Genomic DNA, 19,563 nt, shown 5'->3' with positions numbered 1-19,563 from the left:
TACGGGGCGCATTTACCTTATCGCTAACCTGCCCGTTTTGCCCATGCTATTTGGCTACGTCCGCGTCTCCACGAGCGCCCAATCGGCCGAGAGCCAGAAGAGCCTCATCGCCCGCTACCTGGTCGAGCACCGCTGGACCCTCGACGAGTGGATTGAAGTAGAAATGTCTTCCCGCCGCACCGCCGGACAGCGCCGCCTGCCCGAGCTGCTGGCCAAGGTTGCTGCCGGCGACACGGTCATCGTCTCCGAGCTCTCGCGGCTGGGCCGCTCGCTGCGCGAAGTGCTGGGCCTGATTGAAGAGTTGATTCACCAGAAGCGGTGCCGGCTGATTCTGGTCAAGCAGGGCCTGGACCTGGACCCGCAGAATCACCGCGACATGACCCACAAAATCCTGCTCACCATTTTCGCCATGCTGGCCGAGCTGGAGCGGGACTTCGTTTCCGAGCGCACGAAGGAAGGCTTGCGGGCGCGGCGCGAGCAGGGTATCGTGCTGGGCAAGCCCAAGGGTGTGGTGCAGCCCTCCATGTACGACGCCGACCGCGAGCGGATTCTGCACCTGCACGCGCTGGGCGTACCGCTCACCACCATCGTGGACGTGCACCTGAAGTACGGCAAGTACCTCTCCCTGAAAAACTACCTGGCCAAACTGCAGCGGTAACCGAGCCGAAATGCCGCCCCCTAACCGGACGACTCGGAGGTTTTACCCTATTTGTTTAACACCACCTAAATTACCTATATAATTATAATTTTTTTATATACTATGCGCCGTATGGGGTCTCTTTGGGAGCCAGCAGCCTATAGAAGAAAGCCTGCGGTCTGGTTGAGAAAAACGATTTCTCCAGCCAAACGCTAGCAGCTCAACAGCGCTAGCTTTCTTCTGCTTTTGCGAACCCAACTGATTCACGAAAAAACTGCGGCGATACGGCCGTATTTTTCTTGAAGAAGCGGCTGAAATAGTATTCATCCCCGAAGCCCAGCGCGAAGGCGATAGCCTTGACGGATTGGCTGGTTAGGTACAGTTCGCGCTTGGCCTCCATAATGATTCGCTCCGTGATAAGTTGGCTGAGCGTCTTCTGATAATGGGACTTGACTAGGCGCGTTAGGCTTCGGGCGGGAACTCGTAACAGGTCGGCATACTCCCCGGCCGTGTGCAGGTGGCGGTAGTGCGTATTAATGGCATCTTGAAGTTGCTGCAGGAGCCAGGGCTCCCGGCCAGACGGGTTCTGCTCGGTGCCTAACGCGGGCTGTGCAGTACGAATACGGATAGCTTTCAGCAAAAAGAGCTTCAGATATAATACGATGGACTCTTGTTGTGCTACCTCTTGACGCCGTACTTCCTCTTGCATCACAGCTGCCAGGGCGGCAAATTCACGCACCGCCTCTGTTGTAACCGGGAAGAAGGGCGGCTCAAAAATTGTGTTGAACAAGATGCCATTGCTAGCTACCTCCTGCTGATGCCGGTAGATGCAGAAAAAGTCGGCATGAAAATCCAGGACCAGGCCCGCTACAGCGGTGCTGGCTTGGATAGTGTAAGGTTGGTAAGGGCCAAAACAACACAGCGTACTGCCAGCAAACAGGTAGGTGGCAAAGTTGGCGCGTAGCTCGCCGCTGCCCTGCGTAAGCAGAATGAGGGAGTAATAATTATTGCGTTGTAAGTAATTAAACGGGGTGTCGTCGCTAAAGGAGTAGCTTCGAAACGCTAATTCACCCGTGTGCGGATGAGTTAGCAGGAGACAGTCAATCGCCATCGCGTGAGAAGAATAGCAGCTAGCCAACTGGACTAACTGCCCGCCAGCCCCTAAAGCGACCTGTGCCCAGGCATAGGTCGCTTTAGGGGCTGGTAATTATTTGGCAGCCAAGATAGCTACTTGTTCAATAACAGGCGGCACGGCCAGCAAGTCGGCCGCATGGGCCATCAACGCAGCGGCAATAGGGCCGTTAAGATGCGCCTGCCGGCCTGCTTCATCCGGAAAGGTATCAAAGATACCGAAGGTGGCCGGCGCCAGCTGAATAGCATACCAGGTTATGGTAGCCGGCTCTTGCTGAGCCAGGGGCAGAGCGCCCGTCAAAAAATCGAGTACTGCCTGCTCTTTACCGGGCTTCGCTTCGAGCCGGACCAGCAATCCTACATTCTTCATGGAAGTGGGGGTTAGGTGAATTGATATAACAAAGGTGCTGCCTCTCTGAAAGGATTAACATGGACGGACGCAACTAGTGGCTGGACAAAAAGACCATGGCCGCTTCAAACCAGTATGTGAGCTCGTGTATCCTGGTTTAACTGGCCCCGAATGGTGCAGTGGCTGTTGCAGAACTCGGCACGATGCAAAACGTGAAGGGCTTGAGGCTTCGATCTAGGCTAGAAAAGAACATGAGCAGGCCGTTCATCTAGGCTCAGGAACTATTCTACGTAGTTGCTGAGCTGCCTTGAGAATTCTGTAACAGCCACTGCACCTCGCTGAGGCCCCCTCTGTTGGTGCTGCACTACGAGTCGCAACGCAGCCTGGCCGCCGGCGGAAGGCTCCAAGTAATCTCAGCTTCCTGCCGTTAGGAAGAACTCATGCACCGCGCCGGCCGCCAGTAGTAGCAGGCTGAGGTGGTCTAGCTAAGCCGGACACATCTGGGACGTTGTTTGTAGCTGGGTTTCGAAGCAGTTGGGTAAGTGGTAAGCCAGGGCAGAGTGGCGCCGTTCGTCGAACGCTGTATTTGTCGGCCTACGTGCAGGACGAGGCCTACCGCCGGCGCATTCTGGTCCAACTCAATCGGGGCGAGGGGCGGCACGCCGTAGCCCGGGCGGTGTTCCACGGCAAGAAAGGCGAACTGCACCAGCGTTACCGTGAGGGCATGAAGGACCAACTGGGCGCCCTGGGTCCGGTCGTCAACGCGGTGGTGCTGTGGAACACCCGGTGCCTGCAACAAGCCCTGCAAGAGCACCAAGCCACGGAAGGAGCCCCGGAGCCTGCTGATATAGCCCGGCTCTCGCCCTTGCTGCACGAGCACGTCAACATGCTGGGCCGCTACGATTTTACCCTGCCCGAACGCATGGCGGCCGGTGAACTGCGGCCGCTCCGTGACCTGGCCAACTGGCCGGAGCAGCTGGTTGAATCTCCCTAACGTTGTTTTCCGTTCCTACTATTGTGCGCCCCCTATAAGTACTTACGCCACCGAAAGGTGGTCATCCACGCCCACCGAAAGGCCGCCGCCGGCACGGCCACCGATTAACTTTTGTACCAAACTTTTAACCAAGGCCGTTTGTCCAGGCTGAGCAGCTCGGCGGCGCGGATGGTTTTCGAGAATAGGTCAAACACCAGCTGGTTGTCCATCGTGGTGCCTGCCACAATCGAAATTTTCTGCTCGCCTAGTTGGTAGGATCTCCGGTGACATCGACGGGGCTACCACCAGCCACTTATGGGTCGGTTCTTCCTGCAGGGCATCCACGTAGTAGGTGGCCGCGCCTTTGAGCACGGGGTAGTACTCGCGCAGAAAGTTCTGGTCGCCGGTGAACTGGTAATGGTCCCACAGGTGCTGGCTCAGCCAGGCGCCGCCCATGGGCCACAGGCCGTAGTTGGGCTTGTCGACCTGCCCGGTGATGCGCCAGATATCGGTGTTGTGGTGCATGACCCACCCCCGGGCGCCGTACATGGTGCGGGCACTCTGCTGGCCCGTTATGCTCAGATCCTTGAGCATGGCAAACAGCGGCTGGTGCATTTCCGGCAGGTTGGTCACCTCGGCCGGCCAGTAGTTCATTTCGGTGTTGATGTTGACCGTATACTTACTGTCCCAGGGCCCCTTGAGCTTATCGTTCCAGATGCCCTGCAGGTTGGCCGGCTGCCCGCCAGGCTGCGAGCAGGATATCAGCAGATAGCGCCCGTACTGAAAATACAGAGCGGCCAGCGCCGGGTCCTGGCTCTGGGCAAAGTTGGCCAGGCGCACGTCGGTGGGCTGTTTGGCAGCCTCGGTTACACCCAACGTCAGGCTTACGCGGTTGAAGTAGCGCTGGTAAGCGGCCACATGGTCTTTGAGAGCCGACGCATACTTGCGGCCAACAGCTTGCCGGAGGTAGGTAGCGGCCCGCTCACCCGGGTTGCCGCTTACGTCGTGGTAGTTGACGAAGTTAGTGGCAATGGAAACGTAAAGCGTGACGCTGGTGGCGTTCTGCACCTGAATACCCTTCTCGGTGGTTTGCACCGTACCGCCTTCCACCACCGGCTGCACGCGCGTCTGGAAGCGTATTTTTCCCTCCTGTCCTTCGTGCTCGTTCCCGCTGCCTTCGAGCACAAGTTGCCCGTTGTCGGCCCGTAGCGTGTATTTCACCAGGGTATTCTCGCTCAGGGTGAAGCTCAGCCGACCGGGCTTGCTGGCCGTAAGTCGTACGATGAGCACCTGGTCGGGAAAGGAACTGAACATCTCCCGACGATAGGTCACGCCGTCGAGCTGGTAGCTGACCGAGGCCACGGCGCGGCTAATGTCCAGGTCGCGGTAGTACTTGGTGGCTTTCTTGTGGCCGGGAAAGTCGAGGTAAAGGTTGGCGGCCATCTGGTAGGGCATACCGCTGTTGCCCTGGGGCAGCATCTGCTGTTGGGCCAGCTGCTGCGCCTCTACTTCCTGGCCCCTGAGCAGCTGCCCGCGCAACTGGCGAATGACGGGTAGCGCGTCGGGTTTCACGTTATTATTCGGCCCTCCAGCCCAAATTGTAGACTCGTTGAGCTGCAGTCGCTCCTGGGCTGGCCCACCAAACACCACCGCGCCCAGGCGCCCGTTGCCGATGGGCAACGCCTCGTTCCAGTTGGCTGCCGGCTGCTTGTACCACAGCTTCAGGGGCGTTGGAGTAGGCTTGGCCCGGGCAGCTGGGGCCGTAAACAAGAGCATCAGGCCGCACAGGAGCAAACGGGACAAAAATTGGTTCAGCATGGACGGTAACGAGACAGGAAAAAGGACAACGGAGTAGCTGGTAAAGATGAGCGAATTCCGGGAGTGCCCCACTGCTGCGCTGTTTTGGATCACACGACACAAGTGCTGATTCCAGTACCTTCATCCTATGGAAACTACTGCTGCCTACCATCTGCTGCGCACTCATCTGCAGGCGCGGGTACCTCTTTCGGACGCTGACTTTGCCGACTTTCAACAGTATCTGCGCCCGATGCTGCTGAGCAAGCGGCAGCACTTGCTGCAGGCAGGCGAGCCCTGCACGCACTTGGCTTTCGTCACTCAGGGGTGTCTGCGCAGCTATTCACTCAATGCGCAAGGCCAGGAGCACACGCTGCAGTTTGCGCCGGAAGACTGGTGGGTGTCGGACATGTACAGCCTGCTGACCCAGCAGCCCAGCAATCTGCACATCGATGCGCTGGAAGACTCGCAGGTGCTGCTGCTGGCTCAGGCCGATATGGAAACCATCTATGTACGCTTCCCTGTCTTCGAGCGGTATTTCCGGCTGTTGATGCAAAGCCGCTTCGTGGCGCTGCAGGAGCGCGTCAACGCCGCGCTGAGCCAGACAGCCGGGGAAAAGTACCAGCATTTTCTGCGCCAGTACCCTGGCATCGTGCAGCGGGTGCCCCAGCACGTTATTGCCTCCTACCTGGGCCTAACGCCTGAATCGTTGAGCCGGGTGCGCCGACAATTGTAGTGGCGGTGGCACAAAATAGCGGCGTAGTCGATTAACATCGAGCGTACTTGCTCCTGGCTTTGCGCTTTTTTTGCCGCCGCCGCGTTCGTTCAATGTCCGTTCAATTCCCGTTCAGCTATGCCTTCTTTCGTTGCTATTCCACGGCTTTCGGGCCAGGCTTACCACCAGCTTTACTTTCAGGGCGAGGGGCGCAGCCTGGCGCCGGTACTCAGCGGCAGCAGTACCATCGAGCATTTCGAGCTTCATCGGCGCGATGATTTTCGCTACAAGTGCAAGGACACGATTGAGGCCAATCGCATCGATTTTTACCTGATTTTTATCGTGACGGGAGGCGAGGGCATCCACACATTCGGCGACGAGCAGCACTATGTGCGCGAAAACATGCTCTGCTTTATCGGCCCCAATACCATCACGACCTGGCAAACGACAGTGGCCGACCACCAGGGCTATTTCTGCGCGTTTTCGGAGGATTTTTTCAATGCGGACCGCAGCGAAAAGGCGCTGCTGCGCAGCTTGCCGTTCTTTCGGGTGGGCGGAGGGGCCAGCGTGCTGCACTTGCAGCCTGAGCAAACGCAGTACTTCCTGGGCCTGCTGCGCGACATGGAAGCCGACTACCTCACCGGCCAGTCTGACCGCGCCCCGCTGCTGCGCGCCCAGCTCAACGTGCTCATCCAGCGGGCCTATACGTGCTACCGCGACGCGCAACCCCAGGCCGAGCAGGCGCACTCGGCGGGCCTGCGCATTACCAATGCTTTTCTGGCGTTGCTCGATGACGACCTAGCGGTGCTGCGCGAAAACCGGCCCTTCCGCCAGCGCAGCGTGAGCGAGTACGCCGAGCGCCTGCACGTAAGCCAGAATCACCTCAACGATACCGTGCGCCAGCATACAGGCCGTTCGGCCGGTGCTATCGTGCACGATGCGTTGGCCAAAACTGCCAGCATGTACCTGGTCAGCTCGGCGCTTTCGGTGGGCGAAATCGCCCGCTTGCTCGACTTCGGTAGCGCCACGTATTTCGCCCGCTTTTATCGCCGCCACACAGGGCACAGCCCGTCGCAGGGGCGCGGCGGTGGGGCTAATTCCGTAGAAAGTGCCCGTGATTCCGTAGCGCTGAGCCGGTAGGTAGCTGCGCCATGAACTAGCTAACTACTGTGTAGGATTTTAGAGGCGCCTTATGCCTGTTTAGCTAACCTCACCCCTGCCCCTGGCAGAGTGCCCGGTACTCGGTGGGCGTCATGTGCTCCAGTTGGCGGAACATGCGGGTGAAGTACGCCAGGTTGCTGAAGCCGGCCTTGAAGCAAATCTCGGTAATGCTGAGCGCGGGGTTTTGCAGGCAGCGCTTGGCCAGCCGCATCCGGGCCTTGATGATATAGTCGATGGGCGACAGGCCGAACTCCTGCTTGAAGGCGCGGAAGAAATTGGCTTTGCTCATGCAGGCTTGTGCGCTCAGCTTGTCGACGCTGATTTTCTCGGCGATGTTCTCTTTGATGTAGTGCAGCGTGTGGGCAAAGCGGTTGGAGGTGGCCAGCACGGCCGTGTTGTGCTCCGTCAGGTGCAGGCGCTGTAGCTGCATGAGGCGCAGCAGCAATTCCTTCACCGCAAAGTCGGCCAGCATATCCTTGTTCTGCGAGTCGTCGAAGCCAATGCGGACCAGTTTGTAGATGAGGGCCGTGATATCTTCGTTGTTATAAAAAGCATGCTGGCTGAGGCCCAGGTGCCACTTCTCGCCCTCGGTGCGCGGGTAGAACTCGTTGAGGTAGTTGACTGTGTCGATGACTTGCAGCTGGTCGATGGCCAAGGCCACGCACTGAGTCGGCGTTTCGTCCGAGGCTTCGGGAAAGTCAATCAGCATCTTCAGGTTCGGGGGCACCACCATGGTGTGGCCGGGCAAGTAGGCGAATGCCTGCTGGTCGCGCAGGTGCATCACCTTCTTGCCGCGCAGCATGTTGGTGAGCACCAGGTCGCTGTAGGACTGCGCTACCTGGTCGCCGGGGGCCAGGGTTTCGAGAATGCTCAACTCGTACTTCTCCAGCGTCTGCACCCGGCGGTGGTCGATGAGCGTGGTCAACTCGTGGGGGTCGGTGAGCGGGATAGACGGCAGCAAAGGAATGGGGCGAAAAACAGGAGGAAAAATAAGGTAGGTACTGTCGACAACTGCGAAGCTAGCTCAACGGCAGGTGTCTTAACAACCGGTCAGCCGCCTAAAAATGTTCTTTGCTAGGATACTGTCACTGATTGCTGGTAGTGTGAAAGCCCCAAACCACGAGCGTGTCGGTGGCCGCCGAGCCCGCCTATGCCCGCAGAAAACCGCCTTTTGCATCACCAAAACAGCCGGACCACCCCCAAGGGGAGTCCGGCTGAAAGCTGAGGGGGCGAGGCTACCTAGGCAGCGGCCGTTTCAGTTTTGGCTTTTGGTTTGGCGCTCGGAATCAGGTTGTGGGGGTTAATCACAAACTTGCGCGCCACGCCTTTGTCAAACTCCGCATAGCCTTTCGGGGCGTCGTCAAGGCTAATGATTTCCACGTTGACGGCCTTGGCAATCTGAATTTTATCGTACAGAATAGCCTGCATGAGCTGCCGGTTGTAGCTCATCACGGGCGTTTGGCCGGTGTGGAAAGAGTGGCTCTTGGCCCAGCCCAAGCCGAAGCGGATGCTCAGGTTGCCGGATTTGGCAGCTTCTTCCTTGGCGCCGGGGTCGTCGGTGACGTACAGGCCGGGGATGCCGATGGAACCGCCCGCGCGGGTGATTTCCATGAGCGAGTTGAGCACTGCGGCGGGTACCTCTACTTTGGCCTGCGAGCCGTGGCCGCTGGCTTCAAAGCCCACGCAGTCGATAGAGCAGTCGATTTCAGGCACGCCTAGGATGTTAGCAATCTGGTCGGCCAGGCTGGCATCCTCGTTCAGGTCCACCGTTTCGCAGCCGAAGGAGCGGGCGTGCGCCAGGCGCGCCTTGTTCATGTCGCCTACTATCACCACGGCGGCCCCTAGCAGCTGCGCCGAAGCAGCGGCGGCCAGGCCCACGGGGCCCGCGCCGGCTACATATACCGTTGTACCGGGGCCCACGCCGGCCTTCACGGCCCCGTGGAAACCCGTCGGGAAAATATCGCTCAGCATGGTCAGGTCACGGATTTTCTCCATCGCCTGGTCCTTGTTCGGGAATTTGAGCAGGTTGAAATCGGCGTAGGGCACCATCACGTATTCGGCCTGGCCGCCGACCCAGCCGCCCATGTCCACGTAGCCGTAGGCGCCGCCGGCGCGGCCTTCATTCACGGTCAGGCAGATGCCGGTTTGCTGCTCCTTGCAGGTGCGGCAGCGGCCGCAGGCTACGTTGAACGGTACCGATACCAAGTCACCCACCTTAAGGAACTCCACGTCGGCTCCTACTTCGATAACCTCGCCCGTGATTTCGTGGCCCAGCACTAGGCCGGCCGGGGCGGTGGTACGCCCGCGCACCATGTGTTGGTCGGAACCGCAGATGTTGGTGGATACGACCTTGAGAATAACGCCGTGGACAATCTTCTTGCCCTTGGGGTTTTTCAGTTCGGGAAAAGCAATGTCCTGTACCTCGACTTTGCCGGGGCCCAGGTAAACAACGCCTCTGTTGCTAGCCATAATGGGGTGGTTTTAGAGAATGGAAGAAAAAAGCGTCGGGCCCAGCCAGCCGGGCCCGACGCTTCACCCTGAAAATGTAGAACGCTGCTTAGTTGCCGGCCACGGCGTTCAAGCCTGCTTCGGCTACGGTATGGTCGTTCTCGACCGTGTCGCCCGATACGCCGATGGCGCCGATGACTTTGCCGCTGCCATCCTTGATGGGCAGGCCCCCGGGGAAGGTGATGAGGCCGCCGTTCGACACCTCAATGTTGAACAGTGGGCCGCCGGGCTGCGATAAGCCGCCGATGGCGCCGGTGGGCATGTCGAAGAAGCGGGCCGTCTTGGCCTTTTTAATCGAAATGTCGAGCGAGCCGAGCCAGGCGTCGTCCATGCGGGCAAACGCCACGAGGTTGGCGCCGGCATCGACGATGGCAATATTCATCTTGACGCCTATTTCGAGCGATTTTTGGTGGGCTGCTTGCACCGCAGCTTGCGCCTGTTCGAGGGAAATGCCCATGGGTTTGGAGGGGGTAAGAAAGGAATGAAAATCGGCCAGCCGGAGTAGCAGGTTACAGTGTTAACTGCGCTACCCATTAGCCGGTTACGCTACGTCACATGATTGCTAGGATTCTGCAGCACTTTGCGAGGATAGTACTAGTGGACCCGCTGGTTTGGCGCGGGCCGCTATCGAAAGCGTATGCCCGCCCCCAGCGACTCAATTGCGTAACGTGTAAATCTGCTCTTCCGGAAGAAGAACCCAATTTAATGTCAGGTGGAGCCTATTTCTTATCCTAGGATAAGGCGCGGGGGTACCTAGGCGGGGGACCTTTGTCTTGTTCTCTCGCGATGAGGGAATCCTGACAAGTAGTTGTCTTTCTAATGAAAAAAATCCTGCTTCCCCTCGCCCTGTTTGCCGCCTCGTTGACTGCCTCGGCCCAGAAAACCACCAAGCCCGCTGCCAAAGCCAATGACCAGGTGGCCCAGCACCTGAAAACATTTGATGAGCTGGACTACGACGTATTTAGCAACGCGAAGTGGGACCGACTGCACGAAAGCCACGGCCAGAACATCATCGTGCACTGGCCCGACGGCCACACTACCACGGGCATCGAGCAGCACATCACCGACTTGAAAGCCATGTTTGTGTACGCTCCCGACACCCAGATTAAGCAGCACCCCTTCAAGCTGGGCCAGGGCAACCTGACGTCCGTGTCGGGCATCATGACCGGCACCTTCACCAAGCCCATGCCCACCGGTGACGGCAAGTTCATTCAGCCCACGGGCAAGAAGTTCAGCCTGCCTATGTCCACCGTTGGCGTATGGAAAGACGGCGTAATGGTGGAGGAATACCTCTACTGGGACAACCAATCGTTCATGAAGCAGCTCGGTCTGGCTCAGTAAACCAGCTAGCTGCCGCTGCTTCACCGGCTCTCATCTGCTACCTACCCGCTTTTATGAAAACTGTCCTGCTTTCGTATTCTTCGCTGCCCGCCGAACGCATCGGCGTACACCCGCCGACGGAGCTGCCGGCCACTATTCGTTTGGGCACCGTGCACCTGGCGGTAGCCAGCCTGCCTCGCTCGCTGGAGTTTTACCAGCGCGTGCTCGGGTTTGCGCTGCTTAGCCAGTCCCCGGCTACCGAAGGTCAGGCCGCTGTAGCGGAGCTGGGCGTGGCTGGTAGCCCCCAAGTGCTGGTGCGTCTGCAGGAGCAGCCGGGGGCGAATCCCATCCCCCGGCGGGGCCGGCTGGGCATCTACCACTTGGCCGTGCTGCTGCCCACCCGCGCCGATTTGGGTTGCTTTATCAAGCATGTACATTCCCTGGGTGTCTATATGGGCTCCTCGGACCACAACTACAGCGAAGCCACGTACCTGACCGACCCCGACGGCTTTACCATCGAGGTGTACCGCGACCGGCCGCGCTCCGAATGGCAGGTGAGCGAAGAAGGCGAAATCCAATCGGCCCTCGACCCGCTCGACGAAGCAGGGGTGTTGCAAGCGGCCGGCAAAGCTCACTGGGAGGGTCTGCCGGCGGGCACGACCATCGGTCATCTGCACTTTTATACCGGCAGCTTGCCCGACGCAGCGGCCTTCTACCACCAGGCCCTGGGCTTCGACATCGAAACCTGGAGCTTGTCGGGTGCCCTGTTCGTAGGGGCCGGCGGCTACCACCACCATCTGGGTTTGAACGTGTGGGCCGCCGGCTCGCCCGTTGCTACTGATGCCGATGCCCGCCTGCTGCGCTGGGAGCTGTGGCTGCCCGATGCCGCTTCCCGCGACGCGGCCGCTACCCGCCTGCAAGCCGCCGGCTATGCCGTGGCGCAGACACCCGAAGGCCCCATTGCCACCGACCCGTGGGGCATCCGCGTGCTGTTGGGGGCGGAGGCACCTTCTCCGCAGTGAACCGCCGGTCCTGGCTGTGGCTGGCCTTCCTTCTCCCGCTTTTCCTGACTACTTCTATGAATTTCGCCCCTTCCGCGCAGCCTCCGCTGCTCACTGATTTGCCCCTGGCCTACCGCCTGGTAAACCCGGCCCAGGCCACCGGCGCCAAACGACTCCTGCTCCTGCTGCACGGCGTGGGCGGCAACGAGCTCAACCTGCTGCCCGTGGGCGAGCAGCTGGCCGACGCCCACACGCTGGTGCTCTCGGTGAGGGCCCCGCTGGTCTTCGGCCCCATGGGCTTCGGCTTCTACCAGGTGGACTTTTCGTCGGGCAAGCCCGTCTTCAACCGGGCCCAGCAGCTTGATGGGCAACGGTTGCTGCTCGACTTCATCCGGGAGGCCTCGGCCCGGTACGGCATTCCGGCCGGCCAGGTGTACCTGCTGGGCTTCAGCCAGGGCGCCATCATGGCCTACGACGTGGCCCTGACCTACCCGGCGCAGGTGCGCGGCGTGCTGGCCTTCAGCGGCCGCCTGCTGGTAGAGTCCCGCCAGCACCAGGCCCCGGCTGCCGAGGTGAAGAAGGTCCACTTCTTTCTCAGCCACGGCCGCCACGACGATAAGCTGCCCGCTTTTTATGCCGACGAGGCTGTAACGTTCCTCAAATCCCAGGGCATTGCCCCGCACTACGAAGCCTTCGAGGGCGGACACGAATTATCGGCCAGCGGCCTGGCGGCCGCCAGGCAGTGGCTGGCCCAACTGCCATAGCCAGAACTCTCCTTCACATTCAGGCTCACCTATAACTGGTCAGCTGCCCGCGGACTCCCACAAAAGACATTTCTCTTGAACTATGTACATACATTAAATATATGTACATATATAGGGAGAGCATCAAAAAGTGTGGGGCAGTAGGGTTCAGCCACTCGCTGGCTTAACTTCGGAGCCCCCCTTTGTCGGTGACCGCCATGCCCCCTCCCGTTACCCCGCCTTCCGCCGGCAATGACCGTCTAGCGGCGGTCTACCAGCTCAAGATTCACCTGGTCGGCATCAGCCCGCACATTTGCCGGCGCATGCTCGTGCGGGGCGACACCACGCTGGCCGAGCTGCATCACGTCTTCCAGGTGGCGATGGGCTGGGAGAACTGGCACCTGCACCGTTTTAAGCTCTGGGGCAAGGAGTACGGGATTCCGTATACCGGCGGCATCTACTTTGCCGACGATGCCCGGCGGGTCCACCTGGGCGATTTCCCGTGGCAAGTCAACGACAAATTCACCTACACCTACGACTTCGGCGATTACTGGCTCCACCAGGTGCGGGTGGAACAGGTGCTCCCGCCGACCTCCTTGCCGGCCCACCCGGTGTGCGTGAGTGGCCGCCGGGCTTGCCCACCGGAAGAAGTCGGCGGCCCCAGCGGCTACGACCAGCGCACGCTGGACCAGTTCAGCTGGGCCTACGAAGCCGCGGACCGGCTGCTGGCCGGTGAGGACATCCGGGAGGACGACGTACCGACCTGGTTCTGGACCTATCGGCCGGAGCACTTCGACAAAGGCCAAGTCAATCGAAAACTGGCCAAACTGTATCAACTTAAGGGTAATCCCGATTTCCTGTATTCGCAGGGCGGCTACGACTATTTCTTCGCGGATGAGCGGCCGTGAAATGTGTATCAGAAAAACCACTTGGTTTTCTTAATACAGATTTCACGACTTCACATCCGCGGAAAAGGAGTCGTAGCCGCCCTGTGAAAGCAGAAAATCGGGATTGCCCTTAAGTTGATACACTTCCGCTAGGCGTTGGTTGACTTTCTTCCGGTCGAAGTATTCCGGGCGGTAGGTCCAAAACCAGGTCGGTACGTCGTCGTCGAAGATGTTTTCGCCAGCCAGCAGCCGCTCCACGGCTTCGTAGCTCCACGAGAACTGGTCCAGCGTGCGTTGGCCGTAGCCGCTGGGGCCGCCGACTTCCTCCAGCGGACAGGCCCGACGGCCACTCACGCAAACGGGCGTGGCCGGCACGGCCGTCGGCGGCAGTACTTTCTCGACCCGCACCTAGTGCTGCCAATAGTCGCCGAAGTCGTAGGTAGAGGTGAACATGTCATTGGCCCGCCAATCGAAATCGACCAAGTGGACCCGCCGGGCATCGTCGGTAAACCACATGCCGCCGGCGTAGCTGATACCGTAGTCTTTGCCTCACACGTGAAAGCTGTGCAGGTGCCAGTTTTCCCAGCCCATCACCACCTGGAAGACATGATGCAACTCGGCCAGGGTCGTGTAACACCGCACGAACACCCGCCGGCTGATTCGCGGGCTGATGCCCAGCAGATGAATCTTGAGCTGGCAGACTGCCTTCAGCCGGTCAGTACCAGATTCGGTAGGAGCAGTTGCTGGTTGGCGCATCGCATTCACGGATAACAAGGGCTCTCCAAGTTAACCCGCAATACCGCTACCTCCCCAACTGCCCCACACTTTTTGATGCTCTCCTTTTAGCCATGGACTCGGAGGTTTTACCCTATTTGTTTAACAACACCCAGCTTCGCCCACTCGCCTGCTTTCGACGAGTTGCTTGACCAGTTGGCCCACGGTGAAGTGCAGCGGCCCGCGCCCAAGGGTAGTATTGCCGAGCCCCTGGTCATTGGCTGGGGCCGGCAGGACCGGGTGTGCCTGCCCAGCCAGTCGCGCCTGGCGCTGGAGAAGTTTCCGGATGCGCGCCTGTATTGGTTCGAGCACTGCGGCCACTTTCCGCAGTGGGACCAACCGGCCGAAGCGGCGCGCCTGATTCTGGCCGTCACCGGCGGGGAACTCCTCCCCGAGGAGTTCCTGGTCCAGGCGAATCCTGCGAAGGCAACGCCTAAATTGCCCCACGCGGCCCTAGTGGTAGCCGTGCTGGCGCTACTGGCTGGCGGGCTTTGGCGGTGGTCGGCGCAGCGAAGACTGCAGCGGCCGCCTGGTGCGTAACCGGGAGTCCGCAAGTTGGCGGCTCCCACCAGCCCACAAGCTTGCCCCGGTCCTGCAAACGCTCCGCCTAGCGACCAGTAAGCGATTCACAGTCCGGAGTGTGCCCTGTGAAACTCCTCGTTTACCTTCGGACCGTTTCGCTAAACCAATAATTGGTCATGGGCTTCGAGCATGAATTATCCTTTGCGCCGCCACTGGATTTCCCAACACTACAACGCCTGCTCACGTGCTTAAAGCGTCCCCCAACGTGGCCGTTGCTGCGTGCCGAACAGGATGGGCAAACCCACGTCTTGGGTTACGCCTATGCGGCTGGGGTGCTGCCTGTTTGGGAAGAAGACTTTTTGCTTTGCTTAACGAACCAGAAGCTGTACTTGCTCCTGCACACCGTCACAGGAGAGCAAGAGCAGGCAGTACTGGCGTGGCTGCAAGACTGCCTGCACACCAGCGGTCTAGCAACGGTAGAGTTCCATGAGCCGTGAACGAGACTCCTTAGGCATTAATATCCTCCTTTTTTCAAACAGAGAGCGTTTAGCTTCGGACCCTTTGGCTATACTGAATACTACCTTGGGGCTTTAATTTACATGCCACGCAGTTGCCATTGGAAACCTCGGATTTAGCGCAGTTAGCGGCGCTCTTTGATAGCGATGACGTGTTCATCAAGTCCATCCGCTACGAGTCCCCTTCCAGCGTACAAGAGGGCTTGCTTTTGGCGCCCAATGCCCTTGGAGCAGTGACCGTTGTATTCGAGGGGTTTGAGGGTATCACCCGCTTAGAACTCACTTTGACGGAGGTGATAAGCCTGGCTTTCGATTTCACTTATGAAGTAGATTTTAAAGCCGTCTATGATGCCTTCTTGCGGGAGTACACCGTGACCCTGAATGGGCTAGGGGGCCAACTACACTGCAAGGGTCTTTCCTACAGCGTGCAATCCAGTTAGGTCACCGTTTTCTTGGACACCCACGCTCTACGCTTGATACCAACCTTATGCTCGACTTAAGCGCCCCGATAATGCCAGGCCATTCGGCCGCGGGCATCCGCCTGGGACAGCCCGTGGCGGAAGTGCTACTCCAAGCTCCCGCCCCCGTGGTTGAAACGTTGCCTACGCTCACCGTGTACCGGTTTGGCGCCGTGTCGGTGTGGGCCCGCGATGGAATAGTGGACCAAGTCGGCGTGTTTGCTGGCTATACCGGCACCTTGCCTTCGGGGGTGTGCCTGGGCATGCCCTTGGTCGAAGTGCAGCGACGCATGGGGCCGGTCGTACAAGAATGGGACGATGCGCTAATGATCGAAGGCAGTGACGGGTGGTGCTTCGAAACGAGTTCGTGGGACAATGGATGGGAGGTGGAACAAAACCTGGAGGCCCGATTGGTCGAAATATTTGTGAACGCTTCGAAGCAAGGCGAATGAGCGCGGGTTCGCCGTTACCCTCTTTAACCTAAATTGCCCGGTTTGTCTTAGGACCGTTTCGCTGGACTGAACTTGATTTGATCGTCCAGCGGGTACCTTAGTCCTCCAAACACTTTTCTTACTCTTTGCCATGAACGGTTGGTGGGCGTGGGTCCCCTTGTCTCTTTCTTCGCTGCAAGGCACGGAGGGGCGCAACGTGCTACCTGAGCGGCCATCCTTGCCTCGCCAACGCACTATTGCCTTGGTCGGGACGTGGGGTCTGTCGGGTAGCGTGCGGGAAGAGACGCGCATCTTCTCGAAACGCAAGAGCACGCAAACGACCACGGAAGTCGCGTGCAATGCGTGCCCCACCCTTACGTTTCGACCAGACCATACCGGCTTTTATGTCTTGCCAAGCGGGACCACGGAAGCGTTTACGTGGACGGCGGCAGCAGGCATCCTTCGCTTCCGCAACGGGCCGTCCGACCGGGCCAAGGGGCTTTCCCCGGCCATCGAGGACGGGAGCTATGCCGTTATCTCGCGCACCGCAGAAACCGTTGGGGACGAAATCCGGCTTGTCCGGCAGAAGTCCAGGGCAAGCAAAAACGGGCACATCGTGGATACCTACGTGCTGGCCAAGCAGCCCTAGGCAGTGCCTCGGCAAGAGCAGTATGTTGCTGCCCTCGTAATTCTTAACAAAGCTCGTTTACCTGGCTACCCTTTTCTTGAACACAAGGAGAAGCATCGTTATTTGCCATTCCATGTGCCCATATCCATGCGCCCCGATACCACTGCCGCCAACCTCCTGCTTCAACGTGCGCTTAGTCGCTCGGCCATAGAAAGCTTTGGCCTATCCCATCAGATTCATTTTCTGGAGTTCCGCGACGACGAGCCCAATGATCATGTGCTGTCCATTGACACTAACATGACCTCAAATGTCGGGTTCAACGACGCCCTCGGGCTTACGGCTGACGAACGTTTGCTGCTGGTCTTCAATCGGGTTAACCTGCGGTGCGTGATTCGAGTGGCCTGCGACGACAAAGCCAACTTGTTCCTCGACTTCGATAACGGGGTTCACATCCGATTTGCCGGTACCTCAGTGCATGGGTACGAACCCTGGCAATTGAGCAGCCGGACGCCCTTGGACGAGCCCGGTGCGTACTCGCTCATTGCCCAGTGCGGCGGGGGCTATGCCATTTGGGACGGATCGGTGACGCCTACATCCCACCCTGAAAAGGGCTAACCTATTCCGTTACTTTCCTCGTCTAGCTTCCGACCGTTTGGCTGAACTAGGACCATTCAATTCTTCCCACGCGGCCGTAGCTTGCGGCATGTGGAAACGGTCCCTCAAATTCATCGCCTGGTTGTTTGCCGTTCCTGTTCTCTTGGTTGTCGGCTTGCTGCTCTATGGCGCAGGCGGAGGGGCCGTAGATGCCCTCCAGCACCGATTCCTGCCGCCCGCCCGCGTGACCATTACCTGGCCCAGCGATTGGGGCTGCGATGAGTTTCAGGAAGCCTACCGCGTGGTGAAAATTGAGTACCCCAACAGCTTGGTACGACGCCTGTTTTCCGGCACATCCTTCTTGGTGCCCTTCCCGAGTGGAAATGCCCGCGACACGACCGCCTTTTACCGTTACTACCAGCACCTAGTCCGGCACGGGCGGCTCGACACGGTGGTGGTTCGCGGGCGGTTCGGCTATGACATCGGGGTGGGAGAACGCGGCCTGTTGTACCAATGCGATGACATCCCTCATTTCGACGTGAGCGCGGTGTATTCCAAGAAGGGCAAGCTGCTCAAACGCTTTACCCGATAACCGCTACTGCTCTTCTCAATCTTAGCAAGTGCCGCGTAGCCTTAGTACCCTCATTAAACTGAATTGCCCTGTTTACCTTCCACCCTTTTGCTATACAGCAATCAACGCGTGTGGAGCAGCTTCAAGGCACGAATTTGCTTGCATAATTCAACCACTTCTTCCCACCTGCGGTCACCTTTGATTTTATCGACCAGGTCAGCGTGTTGCGTCAAGTAATCGACCTTTCTTTCAACACTAAGGCAAAGGTCTTTTATCTCTTGCGTAATGACCCCCGCCGTTAATAGAATGTCAAGATTGATAGGATGGAAAAAGGTGCCTACGCTAACCGCAAAATCCTCATACAACAGGTTCAGGAGGTATTCCGGGCCTTGCATATCAATCCCACACACGTTCGCCGTGTCGTCAAAGTCCCCGATTCTTCTTTCCAGTTCAGCTGCATCCATTTCGAAAATTAGCAACGGCAAACCGAAGTGGTAACTCAACAGCTAGTTAATGGCTCCCTTTCTTAAACTGCTAGCAGCTGCCCCGCACCAGGTGCTAACAGGCCGCTGCAGCGCCCGGCGAGTTTAAGAAACTCGTCTACGATTCAAAGTTTACGAAACTGGCAGAAGGGATGAGTTTCGTAAACTCCAAACGAGCGCCTGGTCTCCCCACCAAAGTACCACGCCTCAGCATCGGGGGCCGTGGGGACAAAAACCACCGCTTTTCCGAGATGGGCGATATAACGCCTTACAATCCACCGTTTGGAAGACGTTATAAGTGGAATAGGGCTAACTGACGTCCGAAGTCAGATGCGCTTTCTCTTCTTCCGTCTCTAAGTCGCGCGGGGCGTAGCCGTACGGATTTTTCGGGTCTTTGCCGGCTCGCCACAGTACCCATAGGCCCACTACTATTGCCGGCAAGCTGAGTAGCTGGCCTTGGTTAAATAGGTTGTCTTTTTCAAAATCTACCTGGGCTTCCTTCAAGAATTCGCCCAAGAAGCGCTGTGTGAACAGCAGCACCATAAACAGGCCGAGCAGGAGCCCTCGGGGGGTGCGCTCTTTTGTGCGGTTCCAGAAATAGTAGATGAGCAACACCAGTAGTACGCAATACAATGCCTCGTAAAGTTGTGTGGGATGGCGCGGTACGGCCATTAGCGAATTGGGGCTGATGGGCGTGTCAGCGGGCAATACCTGGTAGCTTACGTTGCCATCTGACATGCGCACGGGGCGGGCCACCTGCACGGCCCCGACAGGCAGGGGGCTGGTGGCGGGCAACAGGTGTTCGGTGTCGCGCGGAAACACCACAGCCCACGGCACGGTGGTAGGGTAGCCGCCAATTTCGGAATTCATGAAATTGCCTAAGCGGATGCACGCCCCGCCAATGCCGACGGCAATCACAATGCGGTCGAGCACCCAGAGGGCATCAAACTTGTTATGGCGGGCAAATAGCCAGCAGGCCAGCGGAATACCCAAGGTGGCCCCGTGCGAAGCCAACCCGCCGTGCCATACTTTAAACACTTCCAGCGGGTCTTTGAGCAGAATGTCGGGCTCATAAAAGAAGATGTGGCCGAGGCGTGCGCCCACGACGGTGCCCACTAGCATGTAGAGGGTTGAGGTGGTCTAGGCAAGACGGACAGAAGAAGGACGTATATTTCTTCTGTTATGACAGCAAAATCCAGCGGGACGTCGCCCGACAAACGGCGTAAATACGGCGACGCGTTTAAGGCCGAGGCCCTACGCCTGGCCAGCGAGAGCCGTAGCACGCAAGCCGCGGCCCGGCAACTGGGCATCAGCCCCAAGCTGCTCTACCGCTGGCAGCAGGCCCAACTCGTCGCCGAAGTAGGCAGTA

General features: G+C 58.8%; 25 protein-coding genes and 1 pseudogene. 16 read left to right on the top strand and 10 right to left on the bottom strand.

The features are described 5' to 3' along the window. The first annotated feature begins 43 nt into the window (after nt 1-43). Nucleotides 44-658: a recombinase family protein gene (locus tag H145_RS0117970; protein WP_019949548.1), complete on the top strand. Its 615-nt coding sequence runs from the start codon at nt 44-46 to the stop codon at nt 656-658. 208 nt (nt 659-866) lie between these two features. Here the strand turns inward: H145_RS0117970 and H145_RS0117965 are convergent, their stop codons facing one another. Both H145_RS0117965 and H145_RS0117960 read right to left on the bottom strand, forming a co-directional pair. Further along, nucleotides 867-1,748: a helix-turn-helix domain-containing protein gene (locus H145_RS0117965; RefSeq protein ID WP_019949547.1), complete on the bottom strand. Its 882-nt coding sequence runs from the start codon at nt 1,746-1,748 to the stop codon at nt 867-869. A 96-nt stretch (nt 1,749-1,844) separates the two neighbouring features. Beyond that, nucleotides 1,845-2,138, bottom strand: coding sequence for a putative quinol monooxygenase (locus H145_RS0117960; protein ID WP_019949546.1), 294 nt, complete (start codon nt 2,136-2,138; stop codon nt 1,845-1,847). 541 nt (nt 2,139-2,679) lie between these two features. Here H145_RS0117960 and H145_RS0117955 point away from each other — a divergent pair. Beyond that, nucleotides 2,680-3,111: pseudogene (locus H145_RS0117955) on the top strand (Tn3 family transposase); the annotation flags it as partial. 186 nt (nt 3,112-3,297) lie between these two features. On the opposite strand, the gene H145_RS22300 reads toward H145_RS0117955, so the two are convergent. Then, nucleotides 3,298-4,893: a glycoside hydrolase family 95 protein gene (locus tag H145_RS22300; RefSeq protein WP_205619330.1), complete on the bottom strand. Its 1,596-nt coding sequence runs from the start codon at nt 4,891-4,893 to the stop codon at nt 3,298-3,300. A 142-nt stretch (nt 4,894-5,035) separates the two neighbouring features. Between H145_RS22300 and H145_RS0117945 the strand changes: the two genes are divergently transcribed. Both H145_RS0117945 and H145_RS0117940 read left to right on the top strand, forming a co-directional pair. Next, nucleotides 5,036-5,620, top strand: a complete 585-nt coding sequence (locus tag H145_RS0117945) for a Crp/Fnr family transcriptional regulator (protein ID WP_033426422.1) — start codon at nt 5,036-5,038, stop codon at nt 5,618-5,620. 117 nt (nt 5,621-5,737) lie between these two features. After that, nucleotides 5,738-6,739: an AraC family transcriptional regulator gene (locus tag H145_RS0117940; RefSeq protein WP_019949542.1), complete on the top strand. Its 1,002-nt coding sequence runs from the start codon at nt 5,738-5,740 to the stop codon at nt 6,737-6,739. Nucleotides 6,740-6,809: 70 nt separating this feature from the next. On the opposite strand, the gene H145_RS0117935 is transcribed toward H145_RS0117940, so the two are convergent. The 3 genes from H145_RS0117935 to H145_RS0117925 all read right to left on the bottom strand — a co-directional run bounded on the left by H145_RS0117935 (nt 6,810) and on the right by H145_RS0117925 (nt 9,725). Next, nucleotides 6,810-7,721: an AraC family transcriptional regulator gene (locus H145_RS0117935; protein ID WP_019949541.1), complete on the bottom strand. Its 912-nt coding sequence runs from the start codon at nt 7,719-7,721 to the stop codon at nt 6,810-6,812. A gap of 278 nt (nt 7,722-7,999) precedes the next feature. Next, nucleotides 8,000-9,229, bottom strand: coding sequence for a formaldehyde dehydrogenase, glutathione-independent (gene fdhA, locus H145_RS0117930; protein ID WP_019949540.1), 1,230 nt, complete (start codon nt 9,227-9,229; stop codon nt 8,000-8,002). An 88-nt stretch (nt 9,230-9,317) separates the two neighbouring features. Continuing rightward, entirely contained in the window at nt 9,318-9,725 is a 408-nt protein-coding gene (locus tag H145_RS0117925) for a GlcG/HbpS family heme-binding protein (protein ID WP_019949539.1), read from the bottom strand. Nucleotides 9,726-10,087: 362 nt separating this feature from the next. Between H145_RS0117925 and H145_RS0117920 the strand changes: the two genes are divergently transcribed. The 4 genes from H145_RS0117920 to H145_RS23060 all read left to right on the top strand — a co-directional run bounded on the left by H145_RS0117920 (nt 10,088) and on the right by H145_RS23060 (nt 13,240). Further along, nucleotides 10,088-10,609 carry an ester cyclase gene (locus H145_RS0117920; RefSeq protein WP_019949538.1) on the top strand — a complete coding sequence of 174 codons (522 nt, stop codon included), beginning with the start codon at nt 10,088-10,090 and terminating at the stop codon, nt 10,607-10,609. A gap of 53 nt (nt 10,610-10,662) precedes the next feature. Next, nucleotides 10,663-11,610, top strand: coding sequence for a VOC family protein (locus tag H145_RS0117915; RefSeq protein ID WP_019949537.1), 948 nt, complete (start codon nt 10,663-10,665; stop codon nt 11,608-11,610). Between the two features lie 56 nt (nt 11,611-11,666). Then, the gene (locus tag H145_RS21990; RefSeq protein WP_019949536.1) at nt 11,667-12,353 is read left to right on the top strand and encodes an alpha/beta hydrolase; all 687 of its coding nucleotides are present in this window, start codon (nt 11,667-11,669) and stop codon (nt 12,351-12,353) included. A gap of 197 nt (nt 12,354-12,550) precedes the next feature. Beyond that, nucleotides 12,551-13,240 carry a plasmid pRiA4b ORF-3 family protein gene (locus tag H145_RS23060; protein ID WP_157541771.1) on the top strand — a complete coding sequence of 230 codons (690 nt, stop codon included), beginning with the start codon at nt 12,551-12,553 and terminating at the stop codon, nt 13,238-13,240. Between the two features lie 42 nt (nt 13,241-13,282). On the opposite strand, the gene H145_RS0117900 is transcribed toward H145_RS23060, so the two are convergent. Together H145_RS0117900 and H145_RS0117890 are read right to left on the bottom strand one after the other, a co-directional pair. After that, nucleotides 13,283-13,627 (bottom strand): IS1096 element passenger TnpR family protein, encoded by a 345-nt coding sequence (locus H145_RS0117900; protein WP_019949534.1) that lies wholly within the window; start codon nt 13,625-13,627, stop codon nt 13,283-13,285. Between the two features lie 141 nt (nt 13,628-13,768). Further along, complete coding sequence (locus tag H145_RS0117890) at nt 13,769-13,975, bottom strand: IS1096 element passenger TnpR family protein (protein WP_019949532.1); 207 nt, start codon at nt 13,973-13,975, stop codon at nt 13,769-13,771. 174 nt (nt 13,976-14,149) lie between these two features. On the opposite strand from H145_RS0117890, the gene H145_RS23055 reads away from it, so the two are divergent. The 7 genes from H145_RS23055 (at nt 14,150) to H145_RS0117855 (ending at nt 17,733) form a co-directional block, all read left to right on the top strand. Next, nucleotides 14,150-14,533, top strand: a complete 384-nt coding sequence (locus H145_RS23055) for an alpha/beta fold hydrolase (RefSeq protein WP_157541769.1) — start codon at nt 14,150-14,152, stop codon at nt 14,531-14,533. Nucleotides 14,534-14,691: 158 nt separating this feature from the next. Continuing rightward, nucleotides 14,692-15,012, top strand: coding sequence for a hypothetical protein (locus H145_RS0117880; protein WP_019949530.1), 321 nt, complete (start codon nt 14,692-14,694; stop codon nt 15,010-15,012). Nucleotides 15,013-15,131: 119 nt separating this feature from the next. Next, complete coding sequence (locus H145_RS0117875) at nt 15,132-15,470, top strand: hypothetical protein (protein WP_019949529.1); 339 nt, start codon at nt 15,132-15,134, stop codon at nt 15,468-15,470. 47 nt (nt 15,471-15,517) lie between these two features. Beyond that, the gene (locus H145_RS0117870) at nt 15,518-15,940 is read left to right on the top strand and encodes a hypothetical protein (RefSeq protein ID WP_019949528.1); all 423 of its coding nucleotides are present in this window, start codon (nt 15,518-15,520) and stop codon (nt 15,938-15,940) included. Between the two features lie 130 nt (nt 15,941-16,070). Next, a complete protein-coding gene (locus tag H145_RS0117865) occupies nt 16,071-16,568 on the top strand; it encodes a hypothetical protein (protein ID WP_019949527.1) in 498 nt (165 codons plus the stop codon). 126 nt (nt 16,569-16,694) lie between these two features. Beyond that, nucleotides 16,695-17,162, top strand: coding sequence for a hypothetical protein (locus H145_RS0117860; protein WP_019949526.1), 468 nt, complete (start codon nt 16,695-16,697; stop codon nt 17,160-17,162). Nucleotides 17,163-17,250: 88 nt separating this feature from the next. Continuing rightward, entirely contained in the window at nt 17,251-17,733 is a 483-nt protein-coding gene (locus tag H145_RS0117855; protein ID WP_019949525.1) for a hypothetical protein, read from the top strand. 101 nt (nt 17,734-17,834) lie between these two features. Here the strand turns inward: H145_RS0117855 and H145_RS0117850 are convergent, their stop codons facing one another. After that, nucleotides 17,835-18,176, bottom strand: a complete 342-nt coding sequence (locus tag H145_RS0117850) for a hypothetical protein (RefSeq protein WP_157541767.1) — start codon at nt 18,174-18,176, stop codon at nt 17,835-17,837. A gap of 327 nt (nt 18,177-18,503) precedes the next feature. After that, nucleotides 18,504-19,316: a prolipoprotein diacylglyceryl transferase gene (gene lgt, locus H145_RS23050; protein ID WP_019949523.1), complete on the bottom strand. Its 813-nt coding sequence runs from the start codon at nt 19,314-19,316 to the stop codon at nt 18,504-18,506. Nucleotides 19,317-19,376: 60 nt separating this feature from the next. Here lgt and H145_RS21970 point away from each other — a divergent pair. Further along, the coding region (locus H145_RS21970; protein ID WP_033426420.1) for a transposase at nt 19,377-19,563 on the top strand (187 nt) is incomplete at its 3' end.

Origin of the sequence: Hymenobacter aerophilus DSM 13606, assembly GCF_000382225.1 — a bacterium.
GTDB lineage: Bacteria > Bacteroidota > Bacteroidia > Cytophagales > Hymenobacteraceae > Hymenobacter > Hymenobacter aerophilus.
The sequence above is the reverse complement of the archived record's forward strand: the minus strand, read 5'-3'. Positions and strand labels throughout refer to the sequence as shown.